This window comes from Rhodococcus sp. SG20037, assembly GCF_031763325.1.
Taxonomy (GTDB): Bacteria; Actinomycetota; Actinomycetes; order Mycobacteriales; family Mycobacteriaceae; genus Rhodococcus_F; species Rhodococcus_F qingshengii.
In genome coordinates this window covers 5,600,348-5,617,075 of the sequence record NZ_CP134497.1, presented here as the reverse complement: position 1 = coordinate 5,617,075, position 16,728 = coordinate 5,600,348, and the positions used below count along the sequence as shown (strand labels likewise).

Below are 16,728 nucleotides of genomic sequence, written 5' to 3'. Positions count from 1 at the left end.
AGTGTTCACAGCACTGTGATGACTCCGATCATGTACGGGTGCACGGAGCACGAATACTCGTAGACGCCGACGCTCTCGAACGTGTGCCGGAACGTTCCGTCTCCGGTGATATCACTGTCGAACAGGCCGGGTGATTCCACATGATGCAGGAGTCCACCGTCGTCGAAGCGCCACTCGACGGTGCCGCCGTGCTCCACGGTGACGTCCATCGGACTGAACTGAACATTGCTGATCTCGACCACCACGTCGGGGACGGGATCTTCTGTGCCGCAAGCTGGGACACACGTCGCCGCGACGGCGAGGCCGAAGCCGGCGATCCACCTCCTCACTATTGAACGATCACGGTGCCCACCATCATCGGGTGGGGCGTGCAGTGGTAGGTGAAGGTTCCGGCGTCGTCGAACGTGTACGAGAAGGTTCCCTCGGTGAGCAACTCGCTCTTCAGTTTCCCGTCGAGATCACCGTTGCCGACCACGTCGTGGGGGAGTCCGCTGTCGTCGAACTTCCATTCGACGGTCTGTCCCTTCTCGATGGTGACCGATGCCGGTGTGTACGCCATGTTCTTCACCTCGATCACGACTGCAGGTTCGTCCGACGACGCACCGGCATCACTACTGCAGGCGGTGAGGCTCAGGGCAGCGCACGCGGCCAGGAAAGCGGGAACGAGTTTCTTCATGAGGTGTTCTCTCCATTCTTCGACTTGTCAGCGGACGTAACGCAGATTTGCCGTCATGCCGGCCTCGAAGTGGTAGGCGTTGTGGCAGTGGAACATCCACTCGCCGGGATTGTCGGCGTCGAACTCGATGGCAAGCTCGGTGCCGGGTAGGACGTTGACGGTGTCGCGGCGAAGTCCGCCGTAATCCGGTACCGCAAACGTGTGGCCGTGGGTGTGCATGGGGTGCCACATCGTGGACGCGTTCTTCATCGTGATCCGGACCCGTTCGCCCTGTTTCATGACGAGCTTGCCTGCATCGGCCCCCGCCATTCCCCAGACGTACCGATCGCCGGCCTGGATCAACTCGATGCGGTAGTCGCGATCAGGCGATTTCGTCTCGAGCCGTGCGGATTCCGCGGGCCGGAGTTCGCTTTCGGTGACCAGTCGGCCGGCCAGTTCCGAGAGGTTTCCGCCCACATCCGGGTTCGCCAGGGCCAACGCGTCGGTGCTGCGTAGGACGGTCGACGCATAACCATCTCGGCCCTCGACCTTCGCCACCACCGGCCATGTTCCCGACTTCACCGTCACCAGTACGTCGTAGCGTTGGGCCATTCCGACGATGATGGTGTCGGCGGGAGTTGGTTCCACGTCGTAGCCATCGGTAGCGACGATTGTCATCTCGTGACCGGCCACCGCAAACCGGTACGGAGTTTCGGCGGCTGCGTTGATGATTCGCAGTCGCAGGGTCGAACCGGGCGCTGCAGTCACGACAGCAGGATCGTTGGGTGGCCGCCCGTTGATCAAGTGCAGTGGATACACGATGTGTTGAGTCATCCCGCCGAGTGGTTCGGAAGAACCGTGTCCGCCGCTCACCAACTGTTGCGCGACGGACATGTCGGCTTCCGAGTGTTCCGCCGGAGTTGTTGCCCCACCGCCGTGTCCGCCGTGCCCGCCCGAAATTGCCGGGTTCAGGGCCATCAGGACGGAATCCGGTGTGGTACCCAATCCGTCGAGCCAGTCGTCGAGCACCAGAACGGCATCGATGTCGGCCCCGGTGATGTCGTTCGGGTTCTCGACGATCATGGCGCCGAAGAGCCCCCGATCGGCTTGTAATCCGCTGTGCGAGTGGTACCAGTACGTTCCCGGATCCGGTGCGATGAAGTTGTACTCGAAACTCGAACCGGCGCCGATGGGAGCCTGCGTGGTGGGTGCCGCGCCATCCATGTCGTTGCGGATTCGAATTCCGTGCCAATGCAGTGTTGTTTCGGCGTCGAGGCCGTTCTGGACGCTGACGTTCACCCGGTCACCGGACTTCAGGCGAAGTTCCGGAGCCACCGCAGCGCCTCCGTACGTCCACGTGTCCACGAGGCGTCCGCCAAGATCTACCGTCGAGAATCCGGCGGCAAGGGCAAACGCAGCGGTGGTCCCGTTCCAGGCTCGCGCCGATTCTGCGGCGGCAACTTCCGGGTCGGTGGGCAGGATGTAGTCGAGATCGGTCGTCGGCGTCGGAGATGCTGCAGTGGAACTGCATCCGGCAATCGTCCCCATTGCGCCGAGCCCGAGTGCTCCGGCGCCGAGTGCTCCCAAACTCAGGAAGCGGCGCCGGCCCATCACCACACCGGATCCGGGACGACTCATCGGAGTACTTCTGGTGTGATCAACCCGCTGACATCCCCGACGTTGCCCGAGACATCGACGGAACTGACCTGCTCGCCGGTGCTCGCGTTGTAACCCACGATCTTCTGCGGAGCGGAGCCTTCGACCTCAGGTCCGGTACCGAGCACGTAGAACGTGGCGCCGTCGACGGAAAAGGTCATGCTCTTGATGTCTGTCAAGCCGAGGTCTGCAAGCGTCAAGCTCTTCACCGGGGCGAAGGTCGTTGCATCGGACAAGTCGATCTTGACCAGTGAGCCTCCCCGAGCAGAGTCCGGATGAATAGCCGTGTCCGTGTACGCGATTGCGAGCCGGGTTGCGTCGGCGTTGATGACGTTCTCCGAGAATCGACCGGAGTCCTGCCCGGCGTTTCCGATCGGCTTGACACCTTCCTGAGGCAGTCCGTTGGAGAAGTCGAAGACGTACACATCGCCGTTCTCACTGACCATCAAGGCTTTTTGTGCTTCCGAGGCCCACGTGACCTTACGGGTGGAGACAAAATCCTCGGGTAGGACCTTGCTTCGGGCGGTTTCCTTCGGAACTCCGTCGTCACCGATCGTGACGTGCAGCAGTTCCCGGGTGTCCTCGCAGACGCTGTACAGCTCGTGATCGACCATCCACGTGAACGGACCGCAGCCGACTATCTGGAGTGCACCGGTCGCTTCCTTCTTCTCGAGGTCGACCACTCTGATGCCGTACAAACCGTCGTCCCACGTGACGAAGAACTTGCCGTCGGACGTCACGGCGTTCGAGCCGGGACGGGAATGTACGCGTGCGACGTCCGGAAGCATGACCTCGGCTGGTTCCAGCAGGTTTCCGGAGTAGGTGCTGACCGTGAAATCTGCCGCGCCGCGGGAACCTCGGGGCCGCCACACCTCGGCAGCGAGCACCGCAGGATCCTCGGCGGAATCCCCGACGAATCCGTGAATGACCGGATCCCAGATACCAGGACCGACGGTGATCCGGCTCTCGGCCACACCGGTTTTCGGATCGATGACGTTGACGCTGAGCTCGAGTTGGCCGAATCCACCTTCGACGCCCAGCAAGCGGTCAGCTGCGATCGGGGTGATCGAACCGACGTGCAACGGCTCGGGAATGGTGTCGCCGATTTCCTGGTCGTCGTGACCGAGGGAGATTCCTTCACCTGGAGCAGTGAACGGAACTGTCGGATAGGTGACATCACCTGCGCTGGAGGGTTCGTCGTTGTCAGACGAACTGCAGCCGGCCAGCGCGAGTACGACGGTGAGGGGGATGACGGCAACGGCGGGTCGCGCCAGTTTTCGGGTTCGCGGACTGCTCATGATCCGGCACCGACCTTGGGGCGCTCGGCCGGTCGAGTCTGGCAGTCCTCACCGATGATGGGCGCCATCGTGCAGGTGTATGCCTGGGACTCGTCGGAGACACACCAGATGATTTCCTGGTCGTAGCTTCCGGAGACCGGGTTGTACATCACGGCCTGCATGTCCGGTTCGCCGCAGAATGCGTTGGAACACGAAGGTGCACCACAGCAGTCGTAGTAGGCGATCAGATAGGTCTTGCCGGTATCAGGGTTGGTGCAGCATCCGACCCAGAACTCTGCGCCGGGCTTGCTGCCGGGGGCGCAGGTGGTGACACCGCCGCCGTTGCATGCGGCACAGGACGTTCCGTCCATGTTGCACCAGCGCCAGTACTCGCACTCGGCCGGATCTTTACCGTCGTAGACAGGGACAAGAGGTTCGGGGCCAGGTGCCGGCGCAGGAACCTCGGGCTCTTGGGCGAAGGCACTACGTGTCACGGGAAGTGTGCTGATCAGTGCCACTCCTGACACACCCATGGTCCACTTGCCGATCCGACTGATCATCGAGCGCCGCGAAACTCGTTCGGAGAGTTTACGTCCGGTTCGGCTGGTGAGCGAACCGCCCTGGCCCGCCATCCATTCGGCCTGGGCCTGAACTGTCGCCTCGTCGACGGGATATCGATTCTCCGTCATGTTGTGCTGCGGGAATTCATTGTCGTCCAACGATTTTCTCCTGATTCGTGAAGAGGATCGAACTGTGCAGGAAGATCAGGCCGCGCTGCCGGATTTCGCCTGGGCATGAAGGTGCTGGAGTGAGGGGGTGCCGGATTCGAGCGCATTGAGCAGGCTTTCCACCTGAGCCATGTGATTGCACAGGCCCTTTCCTCGGATCTTGCCGTGCTCGTCGAGAATCACGCCGTACGGAGTGGTGCCCACCTGGTATGCGATACCGACGTCTCGAGCGTCGATGTAACTGAGCTCGGAACCGATCCCGCTGCCGGCCAGGAACTCGCGATGCTCTTCGGGTGTTCCGTCGGAGATGATGATCACGTCGAGATCCGATTCGGCTCGGGCCATTGCCCTTACGCCGGGAAGAAGGCTCTTGCACGTCGAGCAACTCGGTGCTGTGAACAGCAGGAGTTGAGGTTTGTCGCGGTGACCACCGACTCCGACGATCCGTCCTTCCTGATCGATGAGACCGGCAAACGATGGGCCGGCCTGTTCGACCTTGGGCCCGGTATCCATCATCCGGGCACCGAGAGGTCCGAGACGTACTTGTACGCGGCCGATTTCACGAGCCAGAGCAAGAACCATCAAGAACAGTACGGCTACGGCGATCACCAGGATCACTGTCGCGACAAGGAGGAAAGTGGTCATCGTGGTAGTCCTGCCTTCGAGTTTTCAGTGGTGGGGATGTGAGTTCACGAGCCGTACCGGGACGCGGTTTCGGCGGTTCGGAGGCGAATGGAGGCACTCGACAGGTAGTCGTCGACCGGGCGTCGTCCGAGGTGGACCACCGAACGAATCTGTGCGAGAGCAACTCCCGCCAGAACGAGGAGGAATCCGAAGGTCGCCGCCACGACCTGGACGCCGATCTCAGCCTGTCCGGCGGTGACCGACAGTGCCACAGCGATCACCGCGAGTGTTCCGGCGCGAACGGCGTGGAACCATCCGATACGCGGAATCTCGCCGACTCCGAATGCAAAACATCCGCAGTCCAGATCGCGTCGCCCACGCAGGAGGTTGATCGTGAGGCCCGTGAAGAACGACGCGAACATGACGGCAGCAACCAAGGCGGCGAGGCGATGGGCCACGCCGAGAACCAGGAGGATGCCTACGACGGTTTCCGCGACGGGAAGGATGCGAGCGATCGGTACTTCGAGTCGCACCGGCAACACTTTGTATCCGCGCACCGAACGAAGGACCCCGTCGTGGTCGTTCAGCTTGGGAATGCCGGCGAGCAGGAGAACAAATCCGATGATCGCCGAAGTGGTGGCGCTGACCAAGTGCATGCTTCCTCCGTTCCTCTCGGGTAGTGCCGGTGGTGTGTGGGACACATCCTGTACGGGCGATGCTGCGAACCCGCGTCGACCGCGCTACGCCTGGACGAGGTGCAACTGAGAGAGCAGTTGTCGTGTGAGAATCGGAGAACTCGCAGGTCAAGGTGCTCCCGGAGGGGCCGGATACCGTCGGCCGCCCTTGATCCGGCATGACGCTGGGTGGGAAACAGAGTCGGATTCTCACTTGAAAGTTCTGTGCGCGCCATCGTGGAAACTGCGCGGAAACATAAGCGGACTAACTTGACCGAATTCTGACAATTCGCTCGTAGGTTCGGGCCTGGACGCGACGGACGGTGACTCATGGCCGTGAGTGCGGCACTGCGTGCGGCGATCACGCGAGCGCAGAATGCGGATCAACACAGTGAGCCCGTGTTCTCCCCGCTCCGTGGTCTCGGACGAGGACGTCTGACCCCGATCGACCTGTTGGGGCAATCACTTTCCACGATCGCTCCGGCAACGGGAATGGTGTTCATCGCCCTGTGGATGATCACCTACAGTCCCGGCTACGTCGGGTTGGCTGCGATTGCTGCGACAACTTCGGCGGTGTTTCTCGTTGCGTTCTGCATCACTCAGTTCACGCGGAGACTGGCCGCAGCAGGATCGTTGTACAGCTTCGTCTTCCAAGGCTCCGGTATCCGGGCGACACTGACGGCGGGTGCCGCACTGGTACTCGGGTATCTCGGAATCTCGGTTTCGGTTTTCTCGCAGGCAGTTCCGAGTCTGCTCGATACCATCGCCATTGTCGGCCCCGACGTGCGAGGAACTGCCGCGACGGTGATCACGACGGTGGCGATTGCCCTGGCCGTCGCGTGGATTGCAGTGCGAGGCGTCCGGTTCGCCACCCGAGCGATCCTGGTCGTCGAAGCGTGCTCGTTGATTCTCATCGTCGTGGTCATGCTGGCGACGCACAGTGACACGACAACTGCTGTTGCCCTGCCGAATCCGTCGCTGAGTGCAGTTCCGTTTCTCGCGATGCTGACGGTGCTCAGCATGGCGGGCTTCGAAAGCTCGGCCTTCTTCGGCCCGGAAGCGAAACGACCACTCATCAGCGTCACACGCACGGTTCTCATTTCGCCGATCATCTGCGGGGTCCTCTTCGTTTTTGCGGCCTGGGCGGCGATGACCGGCCACGGCGCAACGATCGTCGGAGCGTACTTCGAAGGAACGGCATCCGGAGCCAGCGCGGAAGTGGTTCTGGCAGTCAAGATCGGAATGACGTGTTCCTGGTTCGCATCCACTCTCGGTTGTGCGCAGGCGGGTTCGCGGTTGTTGTACTCGATGGGGATCGAACGGGTACTGCCTGCGCCGCTCGCTCGCGTACACAGACGGTTCCGCACCCCGTACGTTGCGGTACTTGCGTTCGTCGCGGTAAGTGCGGCAGGCGTATTCATCTATTCGGATACGGTTCGCGACGATTCGGGATCCTTCGACGGCGTGGTGGAGACCGCGTTGGTCTGCGCTTACACGCTGGTGGCCTTTGCCTCGTGGAAGTTCTTGCGCCGAATCGGGGAACACACGTCGCTGACTCGGATATGCACCGTATCCGTGAGCGCTGCGGGTGCCGGTCTACTGGCCTACATCGTTCTCGACGGTGCGGTTCACGGAATGTGGGCACTGCCGATCGCGGCGCTTGTTGTTGCGGTCTCGGGGACATTGTGGAGTTCATTGCTTCGGAGAGCCAGACCGGAAAGCCTTCTGATGGTAGGCGCTTTCGACAGCGTCGAGACGGCGGACCTGTTGCCCGGTACGGGTACTCTGCTGATCGACGGTGACGGGCGAAGGCGACTCGTGCCGGATCGTGGGGCCGCCGAGGGTAACTCGCCGGAGCATGGGCGGTGACCGCGGACCGTGCAACCGCTGGTCCACGATCAGACAAACGGATCGGCGAAGAGACCCACTTCAGTGGACAACAACCGCGTGCGGTTCAGAAGGCGCTGGGGATGCTCGAGGCGGTGGCTCATCTGGGACCGGGAACAACAGCGAAGGAGATCGCCACTTTTGCAGGCGTTCCATCGGCCACGGCCTACCGGATGCTGAATCTGCTGGTTGCGGAGGGCTTTCTCGTGCGGGTGCCGGACCTGTCAGGGTTCGCGTTGGGGCGTCGGACTGCCGAGCTCTCGCATGCGGCGTCGTCGAGTGGCCCGGCGCCCACGCTGCACGAGCGCGTCGAGGACATGCGGACACACACGAGGTTCGGATTGCACGTCGCGTCATTCGCCGGTGGGCGCTTGAGGTTCGTCGACAAGGATCCGGACCACGAGATCATCGGAATAGCGGCACTGCCGAAGAACCTTCACGCGAATGCGCTGGGGAAGGTTCTGTTGGCGCACGACGAGCGGTTGCTTTCGGGTTTGGAACTTCGCCGGGTCACGGAGTTCACCCTCGGTGATTTCGACGCGTTGTATGAGCAGTTGAGGTCTGTTCGCCTGCAGGGTTTTGCATTCGAGAACCAGGAATGCCGCCTGGGTCGATCCGCAGTGGCAGTACCGGTTCGAGATCACGCAGACCAGGTGGCCGGCGGGTTGTGTGTTCAGGGAGCGAGCGGGCGAGTGACGGACGAGGATCGAGAGTTGGTCGGTTTCCTACTCGATTGTGCGCGTCAGCTCACCGGATTGCTCTGACGTCACACGCGCAGGCTCAGGGGGAGTCCGGCGGTCATCAGGACCACGGACTCCGATTCACTGGCGATGCGGCTGTTCACCAGACCGAGTAGATCGCGGAACAGTCTCCCGGACTTCGTGTCCGGGACGACGCCGCTTCCGACTTCGTTGGTGACGGCGACAATCGGTACCGGACAGGCGGTCCAGGCGTCGGCCAACCGGTCGATATCTGCGTGGACGGCGCTGAGATCTTCTGTCGCCCACGCCTGATGTCGATCCAGACATGCGGTCAACCACGTGCCTAGGCAATCGAGCAGGATCGGTGTTGTTGCGGTTGCGAGAATCTCGGTCACTTCGGAGGTCTCTACCGTCGTCCACGTCGACGGCCTCCGCGCGCGATGCGACGCAATTCGTTCGATCCAGTCGGGATCGTCGTCCTGCGGATCCCCGGTGGCGATGTACGTGACGTGCCGGTAGCCGGCAAGCAGGCCCTCCGCGTAAGTGGACTTGCCCGAGCGGGCGCCACCGGTGACCAGAGTTCGATGGCTCTGTCCTACCCCGATCTCGAGCACAGCTCCATCCGGAACCGCTCGCGCCCCGGACGTTCGAAGTGCTTCCGAGAGTTCGTTTTCGACCGGGTTGTGGTGCCCGAGGTGTACGGCGACCACATCGGTTCTATCGGTGATCGCGGTGCAATTGCGTAGTCGGCTCACCGTCTCCGCGAAACTCGGCAGATCATGGTGCCCGGTGCCGTGGTCAGTCTTGTGGCCGAAGGTCTCTTCGAGAAAGACGGCGTCGAAACGGGCGTCGGCAAGGGCGTCGACAGTGACTTCGGGCAGAGGCCCGGTGTCGGTGGCCCAGAAGATTCGGGTTCCGGATGCGTCGGTGATGTCGTAGAGAAGGGTGGTTACTTCGTGCGCGGCTTCGAGTGCGCGAACACGATAGGTGCCCAACATGATCGACTGGCCGGTCTCGAGCGGTGTGAAGGTCACCGGGTCATCCGGGCCCACCCAGTCTCGGCAGGGAGCGAGCGCGTCGGGTGGTCCGAGAACCTGGAGCGGTTCGGTGCGAGACGCCCAGGACCGGAACAGCAATGCCATCGGGCCGAGGTGATCAGGATGAGAATGCGTCAGCAGGATGTGTTCGACGTGTGCCAGCGTGCGACCGAATCGCGACGCGGCGCGCGGTACTTCGGGTCCACAGTCCAACAGGATGCGGTTGTCCAGCAAGGCAGCGGTGTGTCCGCGAATGGTTTCATTCGACAATGCCGCCAGGCAGGAAGGGCAAGTGCAGAACGGGTTCGGCCAACCGTCGGCAGCGCCGGTGCCGAGCATCACCAGTTCCATCAGCGGGTGCCTTCCTGCCGAATCGGAACAACGATGGGACCGCTGGGCCGTTCCAGGATTTCGACGCGAGCGCCGTACACGCGGCCGAGGAGGTCTGCCTCCAGCACCGCTGAGGGTGTACCGTCGGCAACCACGCTGCCCTTGTCCAGCAGCACAATTCGTCGACCGTATTGACCCGCGAGAGTGAGATCGTGCATCGCGGCGATGACCGTGATGTTGTCGTCTTCTCGCAGTTCCTCCACCAAGTCGAGAACCTGCTGCTGGTGACCGATGTCGAGGGCGCTGGTGGGTTCGTCCAGGAGCAATACCTGCGGCTCTTGAGCCAGTGCCCGAGCCAGGACCACGCGTTGCAATTCGCCGCCGGAAAGTTCGGTGGCTCGTCGATCTGCGAACTCGGTGAGGTCGAGCCTTTCGATCACCGAAGTGATCACCGAACGATCTGTGGCGGTTTCGGTTCCGAATCGTCGTAGATACGGAGTGCGGCCGAGCGCAACCAGTTCCTTGACCGTTGAGCCCTCGGGTACTACCGGACGCTGAGGCATCAACGCGACGACGGCGGACATCGCCTTGCGGCTGGAATTGCGAGGACTCAGTCCCCCGACCGAGAGCTCACCGGTAGACGGAATCAATCCAGCGAGGGCATGCATCAAGGTTGTCTTGCCGGCGCCGTTCGGCCCGACCACGGCAACCCAATCGCCTGGTGTCACATCGAGATCGATGCCGTCGACGACGTCCTTGCCGCCGAGATTGACTCGGAGGTCGCGGCACCGCACTGCGCTGTCGGTCATGCCGAGACCCGGCTGCGGCGCAGAACCAGAAGGAAGAACGGAGCGCCGATCATCGCGGTCACAACTCCGATGGGGAGTTCGGCCGGTGCCATGACCGTGCGGGCGGTAACGTCGGTGAGGACAAGAAACGCCGCTCCGAGCATGAGTGACAGGGGGAGAAGCAGCCGATGAGACGGGCCGACGACCAGTCGAACCGCATGGGGAACAACGATTCCGACAAAGCCGATGAGTCCACTTGCACTCACGACCGCGGCCGTTCCCAGAGTTGCGGCGAGCACCAGCACCAGGCGTGATCTGGCCGGGTCGACGCCGAGGCTGGCGGCTTCGACGTCACCTACGGCCATCACGTCGAGTACGCGTCGGTGTACCAGGATGACGGCAGATGCCAGCGCGACGTACGGCAAGACAACCAGAACTTCCGACCAACCGTCGGTGGACAGTCCGCCGAGTAGCCAGGAATAGACCTCGCGCAGTGAATCGTCGAACCGCTGCTGAACAAAAGTCTGCGCTGCATTCGTGAACGCTGCGACTGCGACACCGGCGAGGATGATGACTACCGCGTTCTGCGGCCCGCCAATGCTTCGACCGAGCGAATAAGTTGCGAACACTGCCAGCACACCACCGACGAAGGCGGCCATGGGAATTCCGAACATGCCCAGCGCTCCACCCGAAACGATGGCGAGGGTTGCGCCCAGTCCGGCTCCGCTGGAAACTCCGAGGAGATACGGATCCGCCAAGGGATTGCGGAACACGCCCTGGTAGGCGGCGCCGGCTACCGCCAACATTGCTCCGACCAACGCGCCCAGGACTACTCGCGGAAGCCGGATCTGCCAGAGAATGGCCTGCTGTGTTGCGGTGAGGCCGGAATCTATATGGATGCCGGGTATTCCGTCCAGAAGTTCGAGAATGGTCCGATCAGGCGTCAAACCGGCCGGCCCCACCAGAACACCGATCAGCAAGGCGGCGCACAGAATTAGCGCGGCGCCGAGCAGAACGGCGGTCCGATGTTGGGAGATACCGGCTTTGATCATCGAGTGCTCAGGCCGTGGGAACTTGGGCAACGATGGCAGCGACGGCCTTCACCTGGTCGGCGACACGAGGTCCCCAGCGGCTGGAGAGGTCTTCGTCGAGCACATGGATCTGGTTGCCGGTAACCGCTTTCATGCCGCTCCACCCGGGTCGAGCGGCGACGGATTCTGCTGTCACTCCGCAGCATTGGGAGTCTGCGAGAAAGATGAGATCGGGATTGGCCTGTACCACGAATTCGGCGGACAACTGCGGATAGTCACCCTGCCCCGCGGCGTCGGCGATGCTCTTCATTCCGAACAGCGAGTAGATCTGCCCGACAAAACTCGAACTCGTGACGGTGTAGAGCGAGGAGTCGAGTTCGTGGAAGTACGTCAGCGGCTGTTGGCGCGCAGGAACACTGGCGACAGCGGCGTCGATGTCCGAGCGCATGGTGTCGACAACTTCGGTGCCCTTGTCCTCGTGGCCGGTGGCCTTCGCGACGCGCTCGATCTGGGCGTAGACGTCGTCGATGCTCGTCGCTGCCGGTAGTAGGAGTGTCGGCACCTTCGCCTTTTGCAGTCCGGAGACAAGATCGTTCATGTCATCCGATGCGATCACCAGATCCGGTGCGTAGCCGAGGATGGCTTCGACGTTCGGTTGAAAGCCCGAGAGATCGGTGACCGGGATACCGGCCGGGTAGTCGGACTGATTGTCGACGGCCTTCACCTGATCGCCCGCGCCGACGGCCCACAGGGTCTCGGTGGCGCTGGGACTGAGTGACACGATCGACTGCGGACGTGACTCGATGGTGATGTCCGTGCCGGAATCCGTGGGACCGGAAACAACAGTCACCGGGAACGAGCCGTCCGAGGCCGCTGTGGTTGCGGGTGCATCGGACGTCGAGCTACTGCACGCACCGGCAAGCAGTGCGGTGCTCACCGTCAGTGCTGCAAGTACAGATCTGAATTTACGTGTCGGCCGAGTACTCACAGCCACCCCTCCGCTAGTGGCGAAGGGTCGCGAGCAGCGCGGCCGCGAGGCGAAGCGCCACGAGCGGTCCTTCGTCCGAGAACCATCGTGTCGCCACGAGGCCGGTGACCTGACTCGTTCGCCTCGAGTAGTGACGGGCGAATTCACAGTTGCGTCGACAGTGCCGGGGTTTCACCGAACTTCACACGAGCAGCGTGGCACCCCGGTGAACCGGGGCATCTGCACTTTACAGGGGTCGTCTGGCTTGACCCGGGAGGTCAAGGCAGGGTAAATATCTATTCCACTAATGAACTAGTGAAAGGGTTCGGATGATCGACTTCCGTATCGACCGCCGATCCGGCATTCCCACTTACGTGCAATTGGTCCTTCAGGTGAAGCAGGCGCTCAGGCTCGGTGATCTCCAAGTCGGGGATCGGCTGCCCACAGCCAAGGACGTCGTGGGAGCGCTCGCGATCAACCCGAACACAGTCCTGAAGGCCTACAAGGAACTCGAGCGCGACGGACTTGTCGCCCCGAGGCCCGGATTGGGCACGTTCGTCGTGAAGTCCCTGGCCAAGCCCGGTATGGCGGAAAGCTCTGCGCTACGTCGTGAGTTGGCGCGTTGGGTGGCAGATGCCGTGGCCGCCGGACTCGAGCGCACGGACATCGAAGCATTGGTGAGTTTGGAGCTCGAGAAGACGTTCATCGAAACGGATCCGTCCGGAAAGCAGGGGGAGACATCATGACTGCGCAAGAATCGGCACTGACAATGCAGGACGTGGACAAGCGCTTCGGCAAGAAGAAGGTGCTCGACGCCTGCACATTCGAGGTCGCGACAGGAAGCATCACTGCCCTGGTCGGGGTGAACGGAGCGGGCAAGTCCACACTGATGTCCTTGGCGGTCGGGTTGACGATGCCTGACCACGGTTCGATCACCGTCCTGGGCAGCACGCCGGATCAGGACGGCATCTGCCCAGGCCTGTCGTACCTCGCTCAGCACAAGCCCCTGTACCCCAAATTCACTGTGGCAGAACTTCTTCGATTCGGCGCATACACCAACGACGAGTGGGATGCGAAGTACGCTCTGGATCTGGTGGAGCGCGCTGGAATTTCTCTCGATGCGAAGGCGAAGACTCTGTCACCAGGTCAACGAACCAGGGTTGCACTGGCTTTGGCGCTCGGACGCAGGCCGCAGTTGCTTCTACTCGACGAGCCTCTGGCAGATCTCGATCCCGTGGCGCGGCGGTCTGTGGCGACCACTCTGCTCGAAGACGTTGCCGAGTACGGCACCACGGTTCTGTTGTCTTCACACATCGTCTCCGAATTGGCAGACGTCTCGGATCGACTTCTTCTGCTGGGCGGCGGAAACGCGAGATTGTCCGGTCCGTTGGATGAATTGATCGCTGCCCATTACGTATTGATCGGGGACGGCGATCCCTCGGACGTGGTCGGCGCCGGTGCGGTCATTCATACCGAGAAGGGGATGCGGTCGAATTCTCACGTGGTGGAGGGAATGCGTCCGAGCCCTCGGGACGGCTGGGTGATCGACGACGCAACTCTCGACGACGTGGTGCTCGGGCACCTGAGCGCAGAAACGATGGTGGCGGCATGATCTGGGTTACGTGGCGGCATCACCGGACATCGCTCGTTGTGTCGTTGGGATTCCTCGCGGCATTAGCAGTCATTGTCTTGTCGAGTGGTGCGATCATCAAGAGCGGCGGACAAGCCCAACTCTTCGGATCGCCTCTCAGTTGCTTCGATGACATCACCGCTATCTGCACGGCAGAGACTGCTCTCACACTGACGACAGTGGTTGCTACTGCTCTGCCGGTGTTCCTCGGCGTGTTGATCGGTGTCACCGTGTTTTCGCGGGATGTCGAACAAGGAACACACGTACTGGGGCTTACTCAATCGGTCAGTCGGACTCGTTGGTTCTGGACCCGGGTGTTAATCGTCTTCCTGCCGATTTCTGTGGCTTCGTCATTGCTCGGATTTGCACTGCAATGGGCTCGATCTCTCCCGGACAACTCCCGGTATGCATTTGTTGCCGGGCGTTCGACTTTCGTCGAGATATCGAACCTGTCGTATCCGCTCTTTCAATCCAGCGGACTGGTCTTGGGTGCATACACATTCATGGCACTCATGCTCGGAGCAGCACTGGCTTTGCTGGTGCGTAGTTCGATCGGCGCAATGGCGATCACGATGGTCGGTGTTGTTGCGATCCTGGCAGCATTTCAGTTGGTTGCACGACCCGATTACGCCGAGCCGAGTGTCCGAACGTCACCCGTCGCCGGATTCAGTTCCTACTATTCGAGCGATACCAGTATCCCCGCGGTCAATTGGGAACTCGCGCAGGGATATGTCGACCTCCGAGGTAACTGGGTCGACGTCAAATACGACGAGTGCACGTGGGGTGGATCAGGCGATGAGGACCCGTACGACCAGCGCCCGGAGGAGACCGGCGCCGAGTACAGCCTCCGCATGGATGTGCTCTCAGCGCAGCAGAACAGAGAGATGGAGATTTGTTTGCGGCAGCACGGGGTCGACCACTACGAAGTTCGCTACCACTCGGATGATCGGTTCTGGCGTTTCCAATTCACGGAAGCTGCACTCGTCCTGTTCCTTTCGGGATTGTTCCTCCTGCCGGCGCTCTGGGGTCTACGACGCCTCAAGCCGTGACTCAGCGGGCGACCGGCGCGACCGTCAGCTGGTTGATGTTCGCGCCGGTCATCGAGCAACCCTTGGTGGGGTAGGCGAGGAAGACCGAGTCGTAGCTGTTGGGTGGGTAAACCCTCAGTCCCGCAACGTCGGTCAGGCCGCACTGATCTGCCGGGTAGTTCTCGACGTTCGTAGCTCGCACCAAAGAAGTTGCGGCAGAGCCAGGGGCAAGGGAGACGAGTGAACCGGATCCGGAGCGGCCGGCTGCAGCACCCACTTCGCTTCCGGACGCTCCCGTGACATACGAGACGCCGGGGAAACCGTCGAGCGTGCACGTGCGGCCGCCCGTGTTGGTGAAGACCACCGGAAGCTCCACAGAACCGGCGGCGCCACTCGACTCGCCGAGGGTGACGTTCAGTTCCCCGATCGCGCAGCCTTCGGGATTGGGTGCCGTCGAGGTTGTGGTTTGGGTGTGATCGGTATGGGTCGTCGAAGGTGAAGCGGTGCCGGTCTGGGTCGTCGGCGCAGAGGCGGTCGTCGTTGAGGCGGGTGCCGGTGAACTCTCGGCCGTTCCCGTTTCATCCGAGCCGCAACCGCTGAGAAGGGCGAGAGCAGCAAGTGGAGCCGCCAACAAGCCGACGTTGCGCATGCGGTTCGAATTCATCGCTCTGTACTCCTCAGGCTGGTCGACAACTGTTTCCGAACATCCGTGTCCGGTATATCCGAGTTTGAAGCCGGATGTGCAGAAACGAATCAGGCTCGCCGGTGATCAGGACCTACTTCCCGGATGGATTGCCGTTGCGGATCTAGCATGAGAAATGACCTGTCCGGATCGCGATCACCGGGAGTAGCGCATGTTCACCTTCACCAGCGACGACGGAGTGGTCATTCATGTCCACGAATGGCCCACCGAGCAGGAACCTCGAGGGGTTGTTCAACTCGCGCACGGTATGGGTGAGCACGCAAAACGCTACGCACACGTTGCCGAAGCCCTGAATGCTCGCGGTTTCCACGTCTACGCGGCGGACCACCGCGGCCACGGTGAGAGCATGCACGCCGGCCCAGGCAACATCGGCGACGACGGCTGGAACCGCTTGGTTGCAGACATGGTGACCCTCACGGGCATCATCCGCGACAAACACCCCGGCCTGCCCGTCGTACTGCTCAGCCACAGCCTCGGTTCGTTCGCTTCGCAGCAGTACATCCTCGATCATTCGCACCTGATCGACGCCGTCGCACTGTCGGGGACCACCGCGGTCGATCAACTGATCGAGAGCCTCGTCAACGAGGGCCCGGACGTCCTCGCCCAGTTCAATGCGGAATTCGAACCGGCCCGTACTCCGCACGACTGGCTCAGCCGTGACGAAGCGCAGGTGGATTTGTACATCAACGATCCGCTGTGCGGTTTCAGCCTGGACGACGCCGGCATGGGTGGACTTATCGCAGCGGGACCGAGGTTCGTCGACGTCGAGGGCGTGCGACAAGACCTTCCGATCCTGGTCTTCGTCGGCACCTCGGATCCTCTCAACGCCGCGCTGAGCCGTACCGACGTCGCAGTCGAACGGTACAACTCGGCGGGGATCGAAGACGTCACCTACTACACCTATCCGGGTGCCAGACACGAGATCTTCAACGAGACCAACCGCGACGACGTCATCAACGATCTGACGACGTGGATGGACCGCGTACTAGAAGCGTGACCGCCTCACCGGAAA

General features: G+C 61.9%; 18 protein-coding genes. 6 read left to right on the top strand and 12 right to left on the bottom strand.

All coding sequences use genetic code 11. The features are described from left to right. Nucleotides 1–5 precede the first annotated feature (5 nt). The 7 genes from RHP72_RS25890 to RHP72_RS25860 all read right to left on the bottom strand — a co-directional run bounded on the left by RHP72_RS25890 (nucleotide 6) and on the right by RHP72_RS25860 (nucleotide 5,596). Nucleotides 6–329 (bottom strand): cupredoxin domain-containing protein, encoded by a 324-nt coding sequence (locus RHP72_RS25890; RefSeq protein ID WP_311093992.1) that lies wholly within the window; start codon nucleotides 327–329, stop codon nucleotides 6–8. Beyond that, nucleotides 329–676 (bottom strand): plastocyanin/azurin family copper-binding protein, encoded by a 348-nt coding sequence (locus RHP72_RS25885; RefSeq protein ID WP_003940240.1) that lies wholly within the window; start codon nucleotides 674–676, stop codon nucleotides 329–331. The genes RHP72_RS25890 and RHP72_RS25885 overlap by 1 nt, the downstream gene beginning before the upstream one ends. A gap of 27 nt (nucleotides 677–703) precedes the next feature. After that, nucleotides 704–2,293: a multicopper oxidase family protein gene (locus tag RHP72_RS25880; protein WP_311093991.1), complete on the bottom strand. Its 1,590-nt coding sequence runs from the start codon at nucleotides 2,291–2,293 to the stop codon at nucleotides 704–706. Then, on the bottom strand, nucleotides 2,290–3,609 hold the full coding sequence (locus RHP72_RS25875) for a hypothetical protein (protein ID WP_287979328.1): 1,320 nt from the start codon (nucleotides 3,607–3,609) through the stop codon (nucleotides 2,290–2,292). Before RHP72_RS25875 ends, RHP72_RS25880 begins: the two co-directional genes overlap by 4 nt. Next, entirely contained in the window at nucleotides 3,606–4,277 is a 672-nt protein-coding gene (locus RHP72_RS25870) for a methylamine dehydrogenase light chain (RefSeq protein WP_029256402.1), read from the bottom strand. Before RHP72_RS25870 ends, RHP72_RS25875 begins: the two co-directional genes overlap by 4 nt. Before the next feature lie 75 nt (nucleotides 4,278–4,352). Next, nucleotides 4,353–4,961, bottom strand: a complete 609-nt coding sequence (locus RHP72_RS25865; protein WP_021345728.1) for a redoxin domain-containing protein — start codon at nucleotides 4,959–4,961, stop codon at nucleotides 4,353–4,355. Between the two features lie 44 nt (nucleotides 4,962–5,005). Next, nucleotides 5,006–5,596 (bottom strand): MauE/DoxX family redox-associated membrane protein, encoded by a 591-nt coding sequence (locus RHP72_RS25860; protein WP_042925923.1) that lies wholly within the window; start codon nucleotides 5,594–5,596, stop codon nucleotides 5,006–5,008. A 348-nt stretch (nucleotides 5,597–5,944) separates the two neighbouring features. Here RHP72_RS25860 and RHP72_RS25855 point away from each other — a divergent pair, with 348 nt between their 5' ends. Together RHP72_RS25855 and RHP72_RS25850 are read left to right on the top strand one after the other, a co-directional pair. After that, a complete protein-coding gene (locus tag RHP72_RS25855) occupies nucleotides 5,945–7,483 on the top strand; it encodes an APC family permease (protein WP_217017919.1) in 1,539 nt (512 codons plus the stop codon). Next, nucleotides 7,480–8,265, top strand: a complete 786-nt coding sequence (locus RHP72_RS25850; RefSeq protein ID WP_217017917.1) for an IclR family transcriptional regulator — start codon at nucleotides 7,480–7,482, stop codon at nucleotides 8,263–8,265. The genes RHP72_RS25855 and RHP72_RS25850 overlap by 4 nt, the downstream gene beginning before the upstream one ends. A gap of 2 nt (nucleotides 8,266–8,267) precedes the next feature. Here the strand turns inward: RHP72_RS25850 and cobU are convergent, their stop codons facing one another. Genes cobU through RHP72_RS25830 form a run of 4 tightly spaced genes read right to left on the bottom strand, consistent with a single transcriptional unit; the run spans nucleotide 8,268 to nucleotide 12,376 of the window. Then, nucleotides 8,268–9,590, bottom strand: a complete 1,323-nt coding sequence (cobU, locus tag RHP72_RS25845; protein ID WP_064687792.1) for a bifunctional adenosylcobinamide kinase/adenosylcobinamide-phosphate guanylyltransferase — start codon at nucleotides 9,588–9,590, stop codon at nucleotides 8,268–8,270. Continuing rightward, nucleotides 9,590–10,378: an ABC transporter ATP-binding protein gene (locus RHP72_RS25840; protein ID WP_058226645.1), complete on the bottom strand. Its 789-nt coding sequence runs from the start codon at nucleotides 10,376–10,378 to the stop codon at nucleotides 9,590–9,592. Before RHP72_RS25840 ends, cobU begins: the two co-directional genes overlap by 1 nt. Further along, nucleotides 10,375–11,409, bottom strand: a complete 1,035-nt coding sequence (locus RHP72_RS25835; protein WP_311093990.1) for an iron ABC transporter permease — start codon at nucleotides 11,407–11,409, stop codon at nucleotides 10,375–10,377. Before RHP72_RS25835 ends, RHP72_RS25840 begins: the two co-directional genes overlap by 4 nt. Nucleotides 11,410–11,416: 7 nt before the next feature. Then, a complete protein-coding gene (locus tag RHP72_RS25830) occupies nucleotides 11,417–12,376 on the bottom strand; it encodes an ABC transporter substrate-binding protein (RefSeq protein WP_063316028.1) in 960 nt (319 codons plus the stop codon). Between the two features lie 308 nt (nucleotides 12,377–12,684). On the opposite strand from RHP72_RS25830, the gene RHP72_RS25825 reads away from it, so the two are divergent. From RHP72_RS25825 to RHP72_RS25815, 3 genes are read left to right on the top strand one after another with little or no spacing between them, the layout of a single operon-like run. Then, on the top strand, nucleotides 12,685–13,101 hold the full coding sequence (locus tag RHP72_RS25825) for a GntR family transcriptional regulator (protein ID WP_003939899.1): 417 nt from the start codon (nucleotides 12,685–12,687) through the stop codon (nucleotides 13,099–13,101). Next, nucleotides 13,098–13,967: an ABC transporter ATP-binding protein gene (locus RHP72_RS25820; protein WP_063315624.1), complete on the top strand. Its 870-nt coding sequence runs from the start codon at nucleotides 13,098–13,100 to the stop codon at nucleotides 13,965–13,967. Before RHP72_RS25825 ends, RHP72_RS25820 begins: the two co-directional genes overlap by 4 nt. After that, complete coding sequence (locus tag RHP72_RS25815) at nucleotides 13,964–15,034, top strand: hypothetical protein (protein WP_064687790.1); 1,071 nt, start codon at nucleotides 13,964–13,966, stop codon at nucleotides 15,032–15,034. Before RHP72_RS25820 ends, RHP72_RS25815 begins: the two co-directional genes overlap by 4 nt. Before the next feature lies 1 nt (nucleotide 15,035). On the opposite strand, the gene RHP72_RS25810 is transcribed toward RHP72_RS25815, so the two are convergent. Then, on the bottom strand, nucleotides 15,036–15,677 hold the full coding sequence (locus RHP72_RS25810; protein ID WP_063315626.1) for a DUF4232 domain-containing protein: 642 nt from the start codon (nucleotides 15,675–15,677) through the stop codon (nucleotides 15,036–15,038). A 190-nt stretch (nucleotides 15,678–15,867) separates the two neighbouring features. Here RHP72_RS25810 and RHP72_RS25805 point away from each other — a divergent pair, with 190 nt between their 5' ends. Further along, a complete protein-coding gene (locus RHP72_RS25805; RefSeq protein WP_054780970.1) occupies nucleotides 15,868–16,713 on the top strand; it encodes an alpha/beta hydrolase in 846 nt (281 codons plus the stop codon). Nucleotides 16,714–16,728: the final 15 nt, after the last annotated feature.